This window comes from Daejeonella sp. H1SJ63, from assembly GCF_029360775.1.
Lineage (GTDB): Bacteria > Bacteroidota > Bacteroidia > Sphingobacteriales > Sphingobacteriaceae > Daejeonella.
Map to the genome: position 1 here is coordinate 1 of NZ_JARKMZ010000008.1, position 19,450 is coordinate 19,450.

General features: G+C 39.6%; 17 protein-coding genes and 1 tRNA gene. 10 read left to right on the forward strand and 8 right to left on the reverse strand.

Going from position 1 to position 19,450, the window contains the following annotated elements; translation table 11 throughout:
- Window positions 1-206: 206 nt before the first annotated feature.
- Both P2W72_RS04055 and P2W72_RS04060 read right to left on the reverse strand, forming a co-directional pair.
- Complete coding sequence (locus P2W72_RS04055) at window positions 207-1,631, reverse strand: LptF/LptG family permease (RefSeq protein WP_276359621.1); 1,425 nt, start codon at window positions 1,629-1,631, stop codon at window positions 207-209.
- A 27-nt stretch (window positions 1,632-1,658) separates the two neighbouring features.
- Window positions 1,659-2,039: an START-like domain-containing protein gene (locus P2W72_RS04060; protein ID WP_276359622.1), complete on the reverse strand. Its 381-nt coding sequence runs from the start codon at window positions 2,037-2,039 to the stop codon at window positions 1,659-1,661.
- Between the two features lie 190 nt (window positions 2,040-2,229).
- Between P2W72_RS04060 and P2W72_RS04065 the strand changes: the two genes are divergently transcribed.
- Both P2W72_RS04065 and P2W72_RS04070 read left to right on the forward strand, forming a co-directional pair.
- Window positions 2,230-2,303 (forward strand) — tRNA-Met (locus P2W72_RS04065).
- A gap of 265 nt (window positions 2,304-2,568) precedes the next feature.
- Entirely contained in the window at window positions 2,569-2,838 is a 270-nt protein-coding gene (locus P2W72_RS04070; protein WP_276359623.1) for a hypothetical protein, read from the forward strand.
- A 333-nt stretch (window positions 2,839-3,171) separates the two neighbouring features.
- Here P2W72_RS04070 and P2W72_RS04075 read toward each other — a convergent pair whose 3' ends face one another.
- Together P2W72_RS04075 and P2W72_RS04080 are read right to left on the reverse strand one after the other, a co-directional pair.
- Window positions 3,172-3,405 (reverse strand): hypothetical protein, encoded by a 234-nt coding sequence (locus P2W72_RS04075; protein WP_276359624.1) that lies wholly within the window; start codon window positions 3,403-3,405, stop codon window positions 3,172-3,174.
- 205 nt (window positions 3,406-3,610) lie between these two features.
- Entirely contained in the window at window positions 3,611-5,110 is a 1,500-nt protein-coding gene (locus P2W72_RS04080; RefSeq protein WP_276359625.1) for a hypothetical protein, read from the reverse strand.
- Between the two features lie 351 nt (window positions 5,111-5,461).
- On the opposite strand from P2W72_RS04080, the gene P2W72_RS04085 reads away from it, so the two are divergent.
- Both P2W72_RS04085 and P2W72_RS04090 read left to right on the forward strand, forming a co-directional pair.
- Window positions 5,462-6,031 carry a dihydrofolate reductase family protein gene (locus P2W72_RS04085; RefSeq protein ID WP_276359626.1) on the forward strand — a complete coding sequence of 190 codons (570 nt, stop codon included), beginning with the start codon at window positions 5,462-5,464 and terminating at the stop codon, window positions 6,029-6,031.
- Between the two features lie 100 nt (window positions 6,032-6,131).
- Window positions 6,132-7,028 carry an alpha/beta hydrolase gene (locus tag P2W72_RS04090; protein ID WP_276359627.1) on the forward strand — a complete coding sequence of 299 codons (897 nt, stop codon included), beginning with the start codon at window positions 6,132-6,134 and terminating at the stop codon, window positions 7,026-7,028.
- Between the two features lie 34 nt (window positions 7,029-7,062).
- Here the strand turns inward: P2W72_RS04090 and P2W72_RS04095 are convergent, their stop codons facing one another.
- Both P2W72_RS04095 and P2W72_RS04100 read right to left on the reverse strand, forming a co-directional pair.
- The gene (locus P2W72_RS04095) at window positions 7,063-8,085 is read right to left on the reverse strand and encodes a patatin-like phospholipase family protein (protein WP_276359628.1); all 1,023 of its coding nucleotides are present in this window, start codon (window positions 8,083-8,085) and stop codon (window positions 7,063-7,065) included.
- A gap of 405 nt (window positions 8,086-8,490) precedes the next feature.
- Window positions 8,491-9,117, reverse strand: a complete 627-nt coding sequence (locus tag P2W72_RS04100) for a hypothetical protein (RefSeq protein ID WP_276359629.1) — start codon at window positions 9,115-9,117, stop codon at window positions 8,491-8,493.
- 681 nt (window positions 9,118-9,798) lie between these two features.
- Here P2W72_RS04100 and P2W72_RS04105 point away from each other — a divergent pair.
- From P2W72_RS04105 to P2W72_RS04120, 4 genes are read left to right on the forward strand one after another with little or no spacing between them, the layout of a single operon-like run.
- On the forward strand, window positions 9,799-11,154 hold the full coding sequence (locus P2W72_RS04105) for an alginate export family protein (RefSeq protein WP_276359630.1): 1,356 nt from the start codon (window positions 9,799-9,801) through the stop codon (window positions 11,152-11,154).
- A 46-nt stretch (window positions 11,155-11,200) separates the two neighbouring features.
- Window positions 11,201-12,235: a copper-containing nitrite reductase gene (nirK, locus tag P2W72_RS04110; protein ID WP_276359632.1), complete on the forward strand. Its 1,035-nt coding sequence runs from the start codon at window positions 11,201-11,203 to the stop codon at window positions 12,233-12,235.
- Window positions 12,236-12,275: 40 nt separating this feature from the next.
- Window positions 12,276-13,061, forward strand: a complete 786-nt coding sequence (locus P2W72_RS04115) for a formylglycine-generating enzyme family protein (protein ID WP_276359633.1) — start codon at window positions 12,276-12,278, stop codon at window positions 13,059-13,061.
- A gap of 25 nt (window positions 13,062-13,086) precedes the next feature.
- On the forward strand, window positions 13,087-13,734 hold the full coding sequence (locus P2W72_RS04120) for an SCO family protein (RefSeq protein ID WP_276359635.1): 648 nt from the start codon (window positions 13,087-13,089) through the stop codon (window positions 13,732-13,734).
- A 140-nt stretch (window positions 13,735-13,874) separates the two neighbouring features.
- On the opposite strand, the gene P2W72_RS04125 is transcribed toward P2W72_RS04120, so the two are convergent.
- Window positions 13,875-15,182 (reverse strand): hypothetical protein, encoded by a 1,308-nt coding sequence (locus tag P2W72_RS04125; RefSeq protein WP_276359637.1) that lies wholly within the window; start codon window positions 15,180-15,182, stop codon window positions 13,875-13,877.
- 253 nt (window positions 15,183-15,435) lie between these two features.
- A complete protein-coding gene (locus tag P2W72_RS04130) occupies window positions 15,436-17,505 on the reverse strand; it encodes an acetylxylan esterase (RefSeq protein WP_276359638.1) in 2,070 nt (689 codons plus the stop codon).
- Between the two features lie 223 nt (window positions 17,506-17,728).
- Between P2W72_RS04130 and P2W72_RS04135 the strand changes: the two genes are divergently transcribed.
- Complete coding sequence (locus P2W72_RS04135; RefSeq protein ID WP_276359639.1) at window positions 17,729-18,289, forward strand: hypothetical protein; 561 nt, start codon at window positions 17,729-17,731, stop codon at window positions 18,287-18,289.
- Window positions 18,290-18,467: 178 nt separating this feature from the next.
- Window positions 18,468-19,448 carry a hypothetical protein gene (locus P2W72_RS04140; protein ID WP_276359640.1) on the forward strand — a complete coding sequence of 327 codons (981 nt, stop codon included), beginning with the start codon at window positions 18,468-18,470 and terminating at the stop codon, window positions 19,446-19,448.
- Window positions 19,449-19,450: the final 2 nt, after the last annotated feature.

A 19,450-nucleotide genomic window follows, 5' to 3' on the forward strand; every position in this document is an offset into this window, starting at 1 on the left:
CAGAAACATTCATACCTCACTTGCTTAAACACGTCTTGGAGTGCACTAAAAGGATAAAATGTGGATTTACAACAAATACCGGACAGCCGCGGCTTTTTGATTCTTTTCAGCTGCAGGAAAAGAATTAGGCCCAGCGGCATGAGCGAAAGATTTTCAGTGTGAGCAAATCATTTTAACCGGACAACAATGATTAAACAATCCGGTAATTATTCTTTTTTCCTGCTGATTATTCTCCTGAACCAGCGTTTATAATAATCCAGGTCAAACAACACTGAATCTGCCGTTGCTTTATAGGTAAGAAATATACCAAGCGGACTAAGCACAAAAATAGCAATCCACATTCCGATGAACGGCGACATTGTTCCCTCTTTAACAGACTTCTCACCAATTGTAGAAATGATATGGTACAATAAAAAGAAGAGTACAGACATAACCACTGGAAGTCCGAGACCTCCTTTACGGATAATGGCTCCCAGAGGCGCCCCGATAAAGAAAAGCACCAGACAGGAGAATGCAAGGGTGAATTTCCGGTTTAGCTCAATCAAAAAACCACGCATCCGCACATCATTATCTACAATAAATAATTGCTTTCTGTTCAGAATATCTCTAACTGATCTGATCTGATCTTTTGCGGTCTGAATAGACTGTAAAGCTCTTTCCCGGGGGATCATATCTTCAACTCTTTTATATTTTTTCAGGAGTTTAACGGAGCCTTTCGGATTAAGAGAATCTGTACGATAAGTGCGGTTCAGCATGGTCAAATCTTTGTAAGTTGATCTGAGGTTACTGTCTGCTTTCAGCTGAAAGGAATCGCGGTAAAAATTCAGCTGACGCAAATTAAGCATGGCGTAGTTCGATTTGAACAATTCCTCATCTGTACGTTTCATTTTAAAGCCAGAAAGGTCGAACCTTTGCTCAGTTTCTTTAAAATAAGTACGCATCAAACGCTGACGGGGATTATAACTTCCGGTGCTCCCCGGACTTTCCTCATAGCGTTTACCATTCTTCAGTTTCAGCACCAGCAGCTGATTATCGTCTGTAATAAACATCTGCCCTTCTTTAGCCATCAGTTCATTCACATTTCCGCTGGTGGTATTGCGTTCATAGATGAGCACATCATGCAGAGTCTGATCAGGGTCTTTCTTCTTAACACGAATTGAATAGCCTGGAATACTGTTATTGAATACCCCCTCATTGATCAGAAAGGCGGCCTTTTGATTACGCACATCATACAATAATGAGCCCATCTTCAGGTTTGCCACCGGAAGCATATAATCAGAGAATAGAAAGGCACCCACACTCAGCATACTCACTGTGATAATGAGGGGCATCATTGCCCTTTGCAATGATATTCCTGCAGATTTGATAGCAACCAATTCATAATTCTCGCCAAGGCTGCCAAAGGTCATGATTGAAGAAAGAAGGATGGCCAGGGGAAGGGCCATAGCCACATTGGTTGCCGATGCATACATCAGCAATTCGAGTATCACATACCATTCAAAGCCCTTTCCGATCAGATCGTCGATGTATTTAAATAAAAATAACATCAACAGCACGAACATGACAATGAAAAAGGTAACGACAAAAGGCCTTAAAAAGGCCTTAAACACTAATAAGTGTACTTTCTTCACAGATGCAAAAATAGAGAAAATTTATCTCTAAGCGCCCAGAACACTAATCAAATATTGGATCTGATTATCCCAGATCAGTTTGCGTTCGGCAATAGTATCTTCAGTAGCGAAATCAGTAATAGCCAGAGCTACGTCGTTAGTCAGCTCATCCTGAACAATTTCCATTTCGAAATAGCAATGAGGTTCATCATCAATCCACTTGAATTTCACAAGTTTATTTTCTTTCACGGAAAGCAGCTTTGCCTTTTGCTGCTCACCATCCCATGTAAATGTATAAACCTGATCTCTGTAGGTAACATCATCAGCAAACCATTGGGCCAGCCCATTCGGTTCACTCAGAAAGCCAAACAATATTTTAGGAGATGATTTTACCTCATACTCAACGTTAAACTTTTTCTTTTCTGCCATTCCTGTACTTATTTATACTGTTCGGGGATTTTTTTCACCATTTTTTCTAAAGAAAAGTATTTTCCACTATATTTGCAACTCTGTTTTGAAAGGCAGTGTTGTTTGATACAATCTAAAGCAAAATTATTAGGATTTATTTCCTGAACCGACCTAAGATAAAGTATTAATTCACAGTAAACAAAACAAATCCGGCGGGGTAGCTCAGATGGTTAGAGCGCAGGATTCATAACCCTGAGGTCGGCAGTTCGATCCTGCTCCCCGCTACATTTAAAGCTCACAGAAATGTGAGCTTTTTTTATGGATTGATTTTTCATCCTGAGGCCGGCTTCCGAATACTATCGGGGGTCACTACAAAAAATTCTTAATAATTGTATATTACAATCAGATTAAAATAAATTGCTTTTCTGTTCAAATTGATTTATTAGAATTTTCTATTGGTATAAATAGGATTTTAAGAGGAGTCTGAAGACTCCACACCATTTACCAATCCATAGAGCCGCGTTGCTAAACTCTACGGACAGTGAGTGTCATGCTCACCAGTTGTGCCCAGGTCGACACAGTCGATAGCACAAAAAAGGTAGAAGTCAAACTACCTGCCAAGAAATCCAAAACATTCACAGTGACGATGAATGACCTTTATCCTGATCCAAAGACTCAGAAGTCGTTAGGATACATGGGATTTACAGAACCCATCAGTGGAGTGATCAAAGCAGCTAACTTTTATCATGGATCGCTAGAGGTTCAAGCTGATGATGGTGTAAGAAGATTATTAAGAATGGGAATAGTGATTAATACTTAAATCTTTATAAGATCCAAACAAATGGCTTATGTAGGGAAGGCTACACTATCACCAGTCAACATTAAATTAAAAGTAGTAACTTTAATAAAACAACATCAATATGTACGGTCTTATTCCTTTATTCATGGCACCAATATTTATGTTATGGGTGCTATATCATTTACTTATAAAAAAAGATATAAAGAAATATCGAACTGAAGTCTTCACTGGTTTAACGTTTATTGTAATCTGGGCAGTAATATATATAGTGATAACTTAGGCTCATTCATTATCCAAAAGCTCATTTATCACAAATCTATATCTTTCTGTGTTGATGATTATGGGGAGGTTGGTTTATATCTGATTCCCAACAAGTTTCACAATAGCAACAATAGCCATAGTGATAAAAGCTGCTAATCCTATAGCAACTCGATAATAGTTGGTACGTACCCCCCATTGCTTCCAACCCTTTTCAAAGTATGCTTCTGAATGCTCTTTAACAATCGATCGTTTAAAGCTTCCTTTTGATAAAGTAGCTATTAAAATAGTTAAGAAGATAAAGATGCCAAATACTAAATATACATTCATGGCGCCATGTTTTAAAAGACTCTTTATATAAAGGTATGAATTTCCATCAGCAAATACTCAACACATCCGCATCTCATGCCTTCCTCACTTTTTGTGCCTTAGAGGGAGAAAGCCACGGAGCTATCTTTAATTAAAGTTCTGTTATCCCTACTACTAATTCTATAAAGTTTTTAATCCATATTAATGGCAGAGTTTCCCTTTTATTTCATTCCACTAAATCCGATAAAAAGGAAAGATTTTGAATTGGTTTTATTGAAGTATTATTTGAATCATTACCAAATAAGCCTGTATAATACTCCGAGATAAAAGATTTTGCCCTGGAGTCATTAGTTTTTGACAATTCAAAAATATTCCTGAAAATGGTTTTTAAGGTTGGATGAAAAGCCCCCCAAACCGGATAACCGCCTAAAGGCATAGATGAGCTCAGCCCGTGAGGAGGATAACCAATGAATCTCCTTCCGGTTTGGTGTACGTATGCTACTCTGTACCAACCATTATCCCCACTCCAAAAATTCGAAAATAAGGGATAATTAACATCACCATTCCATATTTTTTCAGCAATCTGGTTAGCATAGGCTTTGCGAAGAGCAATTGGGTCAAAAGCCGGATTGTCATAGCCCCAGATCGCTTTAATATTTTTCCGGTTTCTTACAAATGTTTCAAAAGCCGGAACCAATCTTCTTGAATGACTGATATCCCATGCTACATCATTAGAGATATAAGTACTATCCAATTTAACATGGGTAATCATTTTCCATTCTCCGTCGCTACCTTTTTCCCAAGTGACGGGACTCTGAGAGCCTGTATATTTGGCATATCTGTTATCATAAAAATTCTTCCAATATCCTCTATCTATTTCAGCCCTTACTCCTGTATTGGACTTGGTGAGGATAGATCTTGCCAGGAATAAATCAAATATTTTTTTTATACCCTCTTTCTTATTTTGCAAATCCTCAAAAGCTTTTTTACCATCCTCTGTTGCAGGCCGGATGCCGGATTTGTATAATTCTGACAAATCAGAAAGAACTGTCAAATGCCAAAGGTCTCTGTCAGAAAAAAAATATCTTGAACTCCCATCTTTGATATCAGCAGGAGTCATACTTAGCCTGTTATTAACAGCTTTGAAATAGTCTGTCGTAAACCAGCGATTTAACTGAACAGCCATGGTATTGAAAGTATTAGCAAGAAATTCCTTCTCTGCCATTGATTGCTTTTTATGAGGAATGTTTTCTGTTATACTAGTGGAAAGCGCCCCTATCAAGCCCAAAAACTGCAGACTGCAAAGAGGAACTTCCTTTCCAAGAAGACCATAGGCTGTACATATATTCCCGCCGGAACAAATCCAGCCGGTACCATTATTCGTATTTGGGATAGGTTTTAATGCGGTAAGGATGGGACTTAGTAAATCGACAAGCTCGCCAATTTGCTGGGTATCCTTACATCTCCGGGTCATCTCTACAAAGGATTGTAAGCCTCCATTCTGAATGTCATATAAAAGATAGACATCATTTTCCTGAAATAACCTCCTCTTAATTTCTGAAGCAAAATAATCACGATAGTGGGTATTCCATGAATTGATTACCTGTTTATGTATATCACCGTTCCTGGAATAATCAACTTTACCCTGCGACGAAACTGATTGAATACATATAAATGAAAGAGCAATGATAACTAAAGAGGAAATTGCCAATTTTCTTATTTTCATACTTTTAGTGTTAAAGGTATATGTTAAATGGCTCGCTGTTAGACCCATAGATTAATACTACAAAAAAAATGACAATATCAATCCATTTGTAAAACTTATCTACCCAGCTCTCCTTAGTTTAAGTGAAACGTCTCTAAGGATATTGCTTGAAAAAGAGTCCTGAAACTCGCCTGCCGGTTTATCTTGTAATGAAATACGAGCGGGGTACACACGCGTCGGCAGAACCGGGTTAAGGATTCACATCTGAAGCCCTTAGCTCAGGTTTAATTTGATCAAGAACGTTTTCAAACGCCGAAACCGTTAACGATTATTGTATAACATTTCAGGAAACAAGCCGGCAAAATAGAAATCATGAAAAGAGTAATTGCAGCAATGAATATGACGCTTGACGGATTCTGTGATCATACTTCAGGTGTGCCCGACGAAGAAATACACCACCATTATGCCGACCTGTTAAGAAGTGCTGAGGTCGCTTTATATGGTAGAATAACTTATCAGCTCATGGAGTTCTGGCGAACCGTACTGGAAAATCCCACCGGTGATCAGTCGATGGATGACTTTGCTGCAGCCATAGACAGTACCCCGAAAATTGTATTCTCCCGTACCCTGCAACAGGTAGACTGGAAAAGTGCACGGTTAGCAAGCCGGGATCTTGAAGAAGAAGTTAGGGCACTCAAACAATCAGACACTAATGGAAACAAAGCTATTTTTGTGTGCAGCCCGGGTCTGATTGTAGCCTTAACGAAGCTAAATTTAATAGACGAATATCAGATTTGCATTCACCCTGTTGTTGCAGGAAGTGGTTTACCGCTGTTTAAAGATATCTCTGAAAAAATCATGCTTAAACTCTTCAAAACGAAAACATTCAGCGGCGGGGCAGTCATTCTTTATTATGAACCGGCACGAAAATTGAATAGCTGATATTGAACATTTGTACAGGTTTCAGCTTTCATTCTCGGGTAAGCCCTCCTGAAATCAAACCGTCTCAACAGCGAAAAGTGTTGAAATTAAAACAGTTGAAATGAGAAAAACAATGATTTATTTAGTCCTGATAATTTTCACACTGTCTTCTTGCAATACCCAGACAGAAAACACAGATAAGAGTATGACAGCAATAGGCGATAGTTTGACTTTTAGAAATGGTTATTCTGAAGTGAACGGACTGAAAATGTATTATGAAATTCAGGGACAGGGGAAACCACTTGTTTTAATTCATGGTGGTGGTTCAACCATTCAGACAAATTTTGAAAAAATCATTCCGATACTGGCTAAACACCGACAGGTAATTGCTCTTGAACTCCAGGCTCATGGCCGGACAAATGACCGTAACGCTGACCTTACCTTTGAACAGGATGCCGATGATGTTGCCGCACTTCTCAAAAACTTAAAAATTGACAAGGCAGACTTTTTCGGTTTCAGTAACGGCGGGACCACTACTTTACAAATCGCTATCCGGCATCCTGAATTGGTTGATAAAATAATTTTAGGATCAGCACTTGCCAAACGAAACGGAGTTCCGGATTGGTTTTGGGGATTTATGGCAAATGCCAAACTGGGAAATATGCCCGAACTCTTAAAAGTCGGATACAAAAAAGTTGCAGCAGACACCAATGGCTTACAAGTGATGCATGACAGAGATGCTAAAAGAATGGTCAACTTCAAAGACATTCCTGACGAGCAAATAAAATCAATTAAAGCACCGGCTTTAATCATTATTGGCGACAAAGATATTATCACTCCGGAACACGCTATTGAATTGCACAGACAAATTGCAAACTCTGAATTGGCCATCATTCCGGGTGGACACGGACAATATATAGGAGAAGTTACCACAATAACCCCAGACTTTAAAGAAAGCGACCTTGTTGTTCCAATGATTCAAAAGTTCCTTGACAAAAAAACTGCGGTTTGGTTTTAAATGAAAGCAGAAAAGAAAACCTGAACCTATCCGCTTACTTGCTTCCCGATTCTTTCAATTTTATTAAATTATCCACCAGCACCTCAATTAACTTACTTCTCTGGCTGATCATTCTGTCGGCTAAAGCAACGATCTTTTTTATGTTTTTCGGACTTGCGGCGTCCATTTCTTCATCAATACTTTGCAAATCGAAAGGTTCCAGCCTGACATAATGATCCGGCAAACCCAAAAAGTTAAATATCTGCTTCATGTAAAAGTGAGATGTTTCTGTTGCTCCACTCATAATCATATCCAGCAATGCCGGTACAACAAAAAGGGCCTTGGTATCCCTCAACTCATCACTGTCATACGATTTTTTAGAATTCCCCGCTCCCAGCGACATGATGTAGATATCTTTCGGAATCAAATCTGCCGGATCTTTTTTGATTTCAACAAATGCGCTTAAAGAGGGGTTAGTGGCAAAGATACCCCCATCCAGAAGCGGATATCTTATCCCGGCCAGGGAATAAACTTCGGCAACACTGAAGAATGTAGGTGCCGCAGAGGTAGCCCGGCACACATCCCTGACATAAAAATCTCTGGTATTTCCCCGTAATTTAGCAACCTTCTGTCTGAATAAGTGTGCTTTTCTCAGCTCGATATTATAAGCTGTTATAATGCAGGGCTTAATGAGTTCACTCAGTTTAACATCCTCAAAATAATTTAGCAAAATCTTCTCCAAAACCTTTCCGTCATATCGTTCCTTCACCCATCCGAATTTTGATAAAATCTTTTTCAGGCCTGTAATTTCAAATATTTCTGAACCGTGTTTAATGTATAAATCCAAAGCTTCACGGGCAGTAAAACGAGGATAAGCTGGATTATCTTTTGAAGGGCAAAGTAATAAGCAAGTTAAAATACCACCTGTACTTGTTCCGGCAAACAGATCGAAATAGTCAGCCAAAAATGCCTTTGGATTACCCGTTTTTTGTTTCAGACGTTCTTCAAGTTCTACCAAAACCATTCCGGGGATAATACCTTTTATACCGCCACCATCAATAGATAAAATAGTTTTCATTGAAACAAACCTTTGGATAAGCCTGAAACTAATAAAATATTTCCATTGGCGGGGAATTTCCGGCATTTTGTGCAGGCAGGAATGTTAAGTTCAGCCAATCGCCGGGAGGGCTCAGCGTTATTCATCTTTTTTATTGTTTTGATAGGTGTTCATGCTTTCGCCGCTAAAGGGCGGCTCAGGTTTGTAGGCCAAAAGTACCCAATCCCGATACTATCGGGGGCCACTACAAAAAATTCTTAATAATTGTATATTACAATCAGATTAAAATAAATTGCTTTTCTGTTCAAATTGATTTATTAGAATTTTCTATCGGTATAAATGGGATTTTAAGAGGAGTCTGAAGACTCCACACCATTTACCAATCCATAGAGCCGCGTTGCTAAACTCTACGGACAGTGGGGAGGTTCAAATAAATTTCATTTCGAATACTAAGTAGTGTTTTAGTTTGAACTTCTTACCCCAATCCTCTACTTTCCCACCGCTCTGCTGTACCGTGCAGTAATATTTTCCATCTCCATTTTCGTATGGAAGCATGAACACATAGGCAGGAACTGTTACACCTGGCTTGAAGACCATTTGATCTCCCACAGCTCGAAGACTATAATCGTCACTAGAAACGGCCTTATACTTTCGTGTGATGACAACCTTGGGAAACCTGAAATTAACTTTAAGTTCATCTCCCACTCTGGCGCCTGTTACAAATACTTCAAGACTATCGGTGGAAATTTTAGCGAAGTCACCATACTGCACAGTGTTCATAATAGTATCATTCCTTGTTAACTCTCCACCCCAAATTGACTTAACCGTAAGCAAAAAGTGTCTGCCTTTTAAAGATTCTCCATTAAAGGAGCTACGATACTGATCAATACCTTGGAATTCCAATAGACGAGCTACATCTTGATTCTTCGATCCGTACTCTGAATGCATCTTTACAGGTTGCTGCGCTGATGACGTATTCGGGTATAGGAATACAACTGCGATCAATAAGGCTTTAAGGGAAATTATTATTGTGTTGGGTCTGAATATTTTCATAATGGGAAATGGAGATTATTAGCTAAATATAGCAACATTTACCATTGGAAAAGTGCGAATCGTGTTGACTGATAATCCCAGCTAGCGAGCTTACAGATCGTGCAAATATCACCACTCTATCTACTTAGTAAAAAGCAATATATACTCAGGCAAAATTCCATCAAATTAACCTGTAAATATTCACTCAATGAGTAAACTGAAAAAATAGAAATAGAGAATCCCGGCTAAAAACAAGTTTATTTAAATTGATCCAATGAAGATGGAGCACGTCGCGCTAGCTGATCAACCGACTGATTTCCGATTTAATTATCAAAATGCAGGAGGCTCTGCAGATGAAATTTGAACTGTTTACAGTATATCTCATTTTCCAAACTCCGGAACTGCTCCACCATCTTCAAATGAGTATAAATCTCTCTATCATTTAACACCCAAATGTCTAATTATAGCAATTCTAACAGACCAAAATCTTAAATACCAGGAAACTTCAACTCAGATAACAGCTTGTAAAACCTAATCCGTAAGCTATTGTCTGTCATAACCTTATGTCCACTCTTAACATATTAAAATAAAAGACAATTTTATCCTTTATTGTGACTAACATCATTTTTTTTAGAGCCCGCCGTCACTCATTTACGGAAATTGCGGAGCTAAGTTTGTTCTGACATTTAAAAGCATTGCCAAATGCAAGACCAGATAAATTTCCCGCCCCGCCTCTCAAATTTTGGATTATTAATAACTTTTTTTCTTTTGATTGGCCCCTCAAACATTGTACAGGCTCAACAGCCTTCAGCAGAAAAGGAAGTACTTAAACTAAACATTCAACTTCGCCCCAGAGCTGAGTTGAGAAATGGAGTTTTCACTCCCCTGCTGATTACTCAGGATCCTGCCTCGTTTATCTCACAACGCAATCGTATCGGATTGACTTATCAGAGAGGAAATAAAATCTCTTTAGGCCTACAGTTTCAGTCAGTTAATGTATGGGGTAAAGATCCTCAGGTACAGCAGACCTCAACTGATATTAACCTGTATCAGGCATGGGCACAAGTTTATTTACACAATAATCTGCAGCTAAAAATCGGACGTCAGATTTTGTCTTATGATGATGAAAGAATATTGGGTGCTCTGGACTGGAACAATTCAGGACGCAAACACGATGCTGCACTCTTCAGGTACCAGAAAGGCAAATTCAAAACTGATATCGCATTAGCTTATAATCAGAATTCAGAAAGACTGAATGGCACTTTCTACAACGATTCTCTGAGTCAGCCATATAAATCCATGGAATTTGCATGGATACAATACAGTCCGACCAATGACCTAAGCTTCTCAGCAATTGCAATGAATCTGGATAAGCAAAGCCGCACAGATTCACTTCTTTCCCATCAGCAGACATTAGGATGGAATACCAATCTTAAAAAGAAAAAATTCTCTGCCATTGCAAGTCTGTATTATCAGGATGGTCGTACCAACAGTAAGACAAAAGCAGTTCAAAGAACAAGTGCCTGGATGGGCTCTTTGAGCGGCAATTATGCACTCAGCAAAAAAATATCAGCCGGCCTTGGAAGTGATTATTTAAGTGGTAAAGATATGGATAACAGATCTTCCACTGTGAGCAGCTTCAACCCACTTTTCGGAACTCACCATAAATTTTATGGTCATATGGATTACTTCTATGTTTCCAGTCCGCATAAAAACGTAGGCTTATGGGACAGCTATATTAACACTTCTTATAAATCTTCAGCAAATACTACTTATCAGTTAGCCCTTCATCATTTTGAAGCAGCCGGCAAAATCATAAACTACAGAAATAAAAAAGCAGGTTCGGTACTCGGTCATGAAATCGATCTGAGTTTTCAGCACCAGCTACTCAACGACGTTAAACTCACAGGCGGTTATTCCCAGATCTTCAATACAAACTCCATGAGATATGTAAAAAGTATATCTGAAAATCAGAAGATGAAACCAGCACAAAACTGGATTTGGTTGTCGATCAATATTCAGCCTGAAATATTACTGTACGAAAAATCTGCTCACTAAAACGCTGAGCCAAACAATAAATATGTTTCACTAAATAAAAACCAAAATGAAAAAATCCTGGTTAATTATCATGGTTGTAGCCGCAGTCGCAAGCATACAGACTGCCTGCAAAAGCAACGCTTCAACATCATTCAATATTGAAAACATTGACACAGTCATTACAGGCGAGGTAAATGCTGAACTTACCGATGCCCCGCTTGTGCCGAAGCCTTTAACTTATACCTCACCTAAAAAGGTAAAAGTAGAAATAGAAGTTATTGAAAAAGTAATGAAAATAGCCGATAGTACAGATTATACTTTCTGGACATTTGGCGGAAAAGTTCCGGGGAAATTTATCAGAGTAAGACAGGGAGACCTGATTGACTTTACTCTTAAAAATGCTCCTGACAGCAAAGTTCCACATAATATAGACTTTCATGCGGCAACCGGCCCCGGTGGAGGTGCAGCAGCAACTGCCACTGCTCCGGGCCAGTCAACCCGCTTTCAGTTCCGCGCGCTTCAGCCCGGTTTATATGTATACCATTGTGCCACTGGTCCGGTTGGAATGCACATAGCCAATGGAATGTACGGTTTGATCTTAGTTGAACCTCAGGGTGGAATGCCAAAAGTGGACAAGGAATACTATTTGATGCAGGGCGACTTTTACACCAAAGGTGCACATGGAGCTAAAGGATTACAGGACTTTGATGAAGAAAAAGCAATTGCTGAACATGCTGATTATGTAATATTTAACGGAAAGGTACGCTCTACAACCGGCTCTAATGCTTTACCCGCAAAAGTGGGAGAAACTGTAAGACTATACGTTGGAAACGGCGGACCTAATCTGGTTTCATCCTTCCACGTTATCGGAGAAATTTTTGATGACGTTTACATAGAGGGTGGACAAGCCAAAAACCATGATGTTCAAACAACCCTTGTACCGGCAGGAGGTTCTACTATTGTTGACATGAAAATGCAGGTACCGGGAGTATTTAATGTAGTTGACCACGCTATTTTCCGTGCATTTAATAAAGGGGCTGTTGCTCAGATCAAAGTAAGCGGAGAAGAGGACCCTTCTATCTTCAAAAAATTAAAAAACTAAACCTTGCATCTGCCTTACGGATGTAAATGATCTGATAGTCATGAGAATTATATTAATCATGCTGATTTCAACTGCTTTCTTCGGAGTATCTTTTGCTCAGAAGAAAGCAGTTAATCCCGGGAAAAGAATGCTTGTAGTTAAAAGAGGTCTTTATCAACCCTTTTTTATTACCGGCAACAATAAACCAGTAGAGGTAAAAGCTTTTAAACTCGCCGAAACTGCAGTCACCAATGCAGAGTTTCTTGAATTTGTGAAATCTAATCCTGAATGGCGCAGATCAAAAGTGAACAGGTTGTTTGCCGATATTAATTATTTAAAACATTGGGATAATGATTTATCTATCGGAAAGTCTAATCAAAACATTTACAATTCTCCGGTTGTTAATGTATCCTGGTTTGCAGCTCAGGCCTACAGTAAATGGAAAAACAAAAGGCTTCCAACGGTTGCAGAATGGGAATATGCAGGTCTGGGGACCCCTAAAAACATCAAACAATCTTCCTTAACCGACTATATTTTAGACTGGTATAAAAAACCCAATCTCCCGGTTTTACCAAACATTAAAACAACCTATCAAAATGCATACGGTTTGTATGACATGCATGGATTAATCTGGGAATGGACTTTCAATTTCAACAGCTACATTACTACTGCCGACTCCAGGGGAAATAATTCTGACGATCAACAAATGTTTTGTGCTGCCGGTTCACTGAATGTTGCAGACAAGGAAGATTATGCCGGCTATCTCAGGTTCAGCTATCGCGGAAGTTTAAAAGGAAATTACTGTATTGCCAATCTGGGTTTTCGCTGTGCAGAAAGTATTAATTAAAGACAATTATTTTAACAAAATCATCATGAAAGCATATATCCTGTTATTAATATTAATTACTATGCTATACAGCTGTACTGATGGCATCCCTTCAGTTAAAACTGCAAGTCAAACAGTGCTTAGTCCGGCAAAACCAGTGAAAGGTTCATGTTGCAAAGCTCCTAAAAAGGCAGAATTAAGCAGAATTCCTTCAGAAAGTATTTTCACTCTGAATGATACGTTTACCACACAAAATAATGCCCAGATTAAGTTATCCTCATTGATGAATAAACCTACGGTGGTTGGAATGATCTTTACACATTGTACTTATGCTTGTCCGCGTTTAACCTCTGACATTAAAAGCATTTATAAAAATATGGGAAGTAAAAAGGATCAGGTAAATTATGTACTAATCAGCTTTGATACCGAAAGAGACAGCCCTGAACGCCTGAAAGAATTTGCGAAAGAAATGGGACTGGATTCAAACTGGACTTTACTCAGAGGCAGTGAACAATCAGTCAGAACCCTGTCTGTATTATTGAATGTACAGTATGAAAAAGATCTGGAAGGAAACTTTTCACATAGTAACCTGGTCTCTGTGCTGGATAGTAAGGGGGTATTAAAATTTCAGAAAGAAGGGCTTGGAGCTGACCATAACGAAACCTTAAACATACTTCAAAAATTTGTACAATAAGATACAGGAGTCCCTGGGAAGGTGTATACTTTTCGCCGGTTTACAAATCCAGCCATGACAGAATAAAACCTAAGGATACAATAAAGGCATAAGCTTTGGACTCATGCCTTTATCAAATTTCATTTCACAGGATAAGTTAATTACCTCAACCTCGACTGATATTCAGAAATCACATCCTTATACGTATTCAGAATTCTGTCCCATGACTGGAAAGATTCGTCTTCTTTAACACTGGTTTTTGCCTTACCGCTGTATTCACTTATAAGCTTAATTGTATACTTCAACGGCATAATATCTGCCTGTTTCACTATGATTCGGGTTCTGATGGTATTATTAAGGAAGTTTTTCACATTCCAGCTTGTGCGGATATACCCTGTCTCGCGGTCTGCCAGCTCAATATTGTCAAAGTAATTCATGGTTATCTGACTCAGGATCTTCCAGGCATCTTCTTCAAGCTTACCGGTTTCAATTGTAAAGTTAACATTAGCCTGATCGCTCTGCACTGAACTGGTAAATGCCTCATCCACAGCTAAAATCACATGTTCAGAAACCGGAGGCGGCTGTACCCCGTCCTCATTACAGAAATTCTTTTTGGATGGCACAAATCCTGCTTTTTCAACAATAACCTCCACACACTGTCCGGCTGGTATACGCACTTTATACTCCCCATTGCCCATTACACGGCCATCAATCTTAATACTGGCATCTTCGGGTGTGGTTCTGACTGCAACAATCCGGTCTTTCAAAATAATATTTTCAGTTAAGGGCGGCAAAGGCTGACCATCCTTGGCACAGTATTGCTTTTCAACTGTTACAAATCCTTCTTTAACATATTGTACTGTAACACAGGTCTGTACCGGGATCACTACTTCTGAATTACCCTCGCCTATATTCTTACCATTCACAATAACCTGAACATCAGACGGTACTGTTTTCACAAACATAGACCTGTCTGTCAGAGCGATAGCATCATCTATCGGAGGCACTTCCATTCCTGTCCTGTTCTGATAGATCTTATGCTTAGTGAAAAAACCTGGCTTCTTGACCTCAACTGTTACCGTAGCGTCCTTTTTAACTTCTACCCAGGCAGTATTTGATGGCTGAACTGCTCCCTCAATATAGATTTTGGCATCATAAGGCTGGGCACTTACCCTTACAAGCCTGGTATCCAAAACAATCCGGTCTTCTTTAGGCAAAGGAACACTTTTGGAGTTTACATAGGTCTTGGAAACAGGTTTATATCCATCGAGCCTGACCACAATAGTAACCGGTTCATCTTTATCAATCTTAATTACAGCTGTACCGGTTCCGATGTTTATCTCCTTTTTATCAGCACCAACTTTATAAATTGTTGCCTCACCCGGACTACATATAATGGTGAGAGCTTTATCCGCGCGAACCTGAACAGCAGATGCCAGAAATACAAAAATTAGTAAATAGATTCTCATAGAGTTAATTTAAGTTTACAAATGGTTAGTGTTCTTATTGACAAGCACGAACCAGACCTTTTTAAATATAAAAAAATATTTCAAACATGAGTTCTAATTCTCTTAATATTTTGCCGTCCGGATATAAATAAAGCCGCATAATTCGAAAATGTCAGGGATTTTGATCATGTGAACTATCCAAAAACCCTTCAGGCAGGCTTCTGAACACAGGATCTGGTGCAGACCATATAATTATTTAACACCCGATTAATACTCATCTGAGTCCTTCAGCTCCAACCATATCAATCTGAACTACGTTTTTAGTCCGAAGTGCCTCATAGCAATCCGGCAAATCGAACTGTTTTAATACACCCGGTATAAGGGTAGACAATGGCCAGTTGAATTCTGCATTTTCTGCAATTGCAGAATAACTGCTCAATGCATTTTTTAAAGTCACCTGCTTTACCTTATCTGATAATACCGCTGCGAATGTTGCAGGAATAGCTCCCCAACCCTTCCCTGCCAGATGAATTTCCTCATGACCGCAGGAACTTAACCAGTCAATGATTCGTAAAAGGTCAAAAGTTTTTTGCCCGGTATAGGTAGAGTTCAGCATGATACTGTGTGCTGCATAGAAATAATCGTTTCCGTATGCACCGAAGAAATCATCTCCACAGGTGTTGGGCTTTGATTCGCCTGTTCCACGAACATCACAGGCATATACTGCTGATTGCGGCTCTGCCCTGATCAGATCACCAATCAGTGATTCATTCCTTAACTCTTCATCTGCCGAAAGGTGAGATACATATAAAATTGCCCGCTTTATCCCTTTCGGAGGACGCGACAACAACTCAGTATCAGATAAACGATAAACAGGGATGCTGATTCCTGCCTCTGTTTCAACAGCGTAGTTGGCAGCAAACTTTTTAGGGAACTGCCTGCCCGGCAATGGTCTCAGGATATTGTAAGAAGGTATTCCTGAAACTGCCCCGAGTTTAAGCACCGCACGAATCTTATTCTTCAGTTCCTCTCCTTCAGGCTCTCCCCGCCGGGATTTATTCTGCTTCGAAAACTCTCTGGTATATGCTGCTAAAGTCCGGAAATTACTCTCGGCAATCTGGCCATTTGGAGTGCACCAAAGCAGTTTTTCCTCCTCCAGACTAAGCTCCGGCTCAGACTGTTCCGACACTCCGGTTATTTTATTAAACCATTTATACATTGCCTCCCGGTTATGTTTTGAGAAGCCATGATATTCAGGGCCGGCAAAAAACTGAATATTCTCTTCCGCACCCAGCAGTTTATATAGTTTCTTTAATTCGGCGTAATTCTTTTCAGCACCGCGTACATCAAAAAAGTCCTTTTCCTGAGCTAACAGTATGACGGGCCTGGGAGCCATAGCAGCAATAAAATCCAGATGATCCAGCCCGAGGCCAATTGCCCCCGGCGGACATTGTTCAATATCTGCAGGCAATTCATTCATTAAATTCTGTTCAAAACCAACGACAAAACAGCTTGGTGCTGCCATAGTTAACCGGGGTTCAACACCACAAAACCAGGTTGCCTGTGTGCCTCCGCCCGAGTTTCCGGTTACCCCGATATGCTCAGGATCAACTTCAGGACGGCTGAGCAAATAATCAACACAACGAATACAATCCCAGGTAAACCACGAACTTAAATGCTCGCCGTTCAAAATCATTTGTCTGCCTGTATAATTATGTTCAGGCACTCCAATACCATGCAGAGGTTTAAGATCCCTGCTCAATAATTGTACCCGTTCTCCCTGACCTATCGGATCAAAAATCAGAACCACATAACCCTGACGGGCAAGTCCCTGTGCAAAGGACTGGTAAATTGGAGTGGCTTTTGCCGGATCACCATGTCCGCAAGTACCAACGATACCCGGCAACGGAAATTGCCTGTTTTTGGGTATGTAAAGATTTGCAGTTACAGGAAATCCCGGACGGCTGTCGAAAATTACCTTTTCTATCTTATAGGCATCCCGTTCCATTACCCCGGTAATACGTGCATTCAAAGGAGTCTTTTCAGGCCATGGGCCAAAACATTGCGCAATCTTTGAACGGACATCGCGAACATAAGCCTCTGCTTCCTGTTTAGTTTTCAGGGAGGCTCGTTTTTTCCGTGCCGCAGCTAAAGATTTTTCAACCTGACGGGTAGTGTAATCCTGCATCATCCGTGGAAAACGGTTCATTGATACAGGTTCTGATGGTTCAGGTACTATTTTTCGTTTTGATTCAGCAGCAAAAACGGGCACTATACCTGTACCTGTATATCCAATACCGGCTATACCGGCAAGTTTCAGGAAATCTCTTCGATTGTTTTTCATCCTTTATCCTTACAGTAGATTCTATAAATTACTCGCTTTTTAATGAGAAATAATCATTCGCAACAAAATTAAATTACAAGTTGCCTGACAATTTATATTCACTATCCGGTTAAATACTACAATCGTAAACAAGTATTTTTATTTGAATTATAAAATGATTTTTTATCTTTCAATAAAAATGTGATTCAGATCACATTTTTAGCAGCAAAAAAAATACTTAAGAATGTTTAAAATTCTGGCAGTTGTATTTATGATTAGCGTTCTCAGTTTTAACTGGTATGGCTATGACTTGCTGGTTAAAGTTCTGGAAATACAATATGACGAAGAACTGGAGTTAGCATTAGACAATAATGACTATGATACTTCTCAAATTATTGAGCTTGATTCAAAGGTAATTCTGCCCTATGTTGCCGACTGGAAAGACTTTGAGCGTGTTGACGGAGAGGTCATGATCGATGGGGTTTACTATAAGTTTGTTGAACGTAAATATGAGAATGGACGTATTATTTATCGTTGTATTCCCAATACAAACAAGATCAAACTTCATCATGCCCGATCAACTTTCTATCAACTGATGAATGAAATTCAGGATAGCCCTGTTCATCAGAAAAACCAGAAGGGCCCGCTTGCTGCAAAAAAGACAATAACAGATTACGACCTGATTAAAGGGCCGAAACTTACATTCAGTATTCAGGAACTATTCAACACCGGATACTTTTTTCATTCCCTTACTAATACAGATCCCGGCTACGGGATCAGTTCCCCCCCTCCCGAATACGTTTAATTCTTTTCAAAAGCATTCAGCTCTGCGGCAGAATGCAATCTTTTTTGCTTCAGATTTTTTGTAAAATTCGGGTATTTCAATCCAAAACCGGGCTTTTGCCCTTCGTTTATGGTTTCTGATACCCCCATTTTCATCAGACGAAAGCCAGTATTAAATGTTCATTCAAATAATTTATACTATGTTTTTACATATAAAACAAGCTTACCTATGCAAGTATCCTGCTTTCAAACGTAAGTTCAACTTAATCATTTACCTTTTTATAGGTTCAACTTTACCACTCTCAGCTCAAACAGACATCGATGCCATTATGATGGGCAAAAACCTCTTCTGTACCGGCATAATGTACAGCGGAAGTAACTGGAATGAGTACTGGGAAGGCTCCTTAAAACGCGAAAATTTCAATTTAGGAACTGTAAGTACTCAAATGGCGGGACCGATGGGGAATTTGGGAGTCAGTTCCAGGCTCAATGTAATTTTCAATTTACCTTACGTTAGCACCAAAGCTTCTGCCGGACAGCTGAAAGGATTCAAAGGAATGCAGGATCTGTCGTTATGGCTAAAATGGAAGCCTGTAAAAAAGCAAATCGGTAAAGGTACCCTGTCTCTGTTCACCATTGGAGGATATTCAACTCCAAGTTCAGACTACGTTGCTGATTATCTTCCATTATCCATCGGTCTGAGAAGCCGCAATATTTCGCTTCGCGGTATGGCAGACTACCAGGTAGGTGTATGGACTGCAACTGTAAGCGGGACATACGTTCATCGCAGTAATATTGAGATCGACCGAACCTCATACTATACCACAGAGATGCATTATTCAAATGAAGTTTTCATGCCGGATGCCGCTCAGTTTAATCTCCGTATGGGATACCGGGGTAAAGAATGGCTTGTTGAAGCAGTAGCAGATAACTGGACAACACTTGGCGGATTTGACATTACCCGTAACAATATGCCCTTCCCGTCGAACAAAATGAATATGACTAAAATAGGTATCAGTATGAAATACGAACCTGCCTATGTCAAAGGTCTGACATTCATCGGTGGTGCAAATACAACTGTTGCCGGACGTAATGTTGGCAAGTCAGCGGGTATTCAGGCAGGTTTATTCTACATCTTCAATCTTTCGGGCAAAAAGTCTGAAAAAACTAAAAATAATTAATC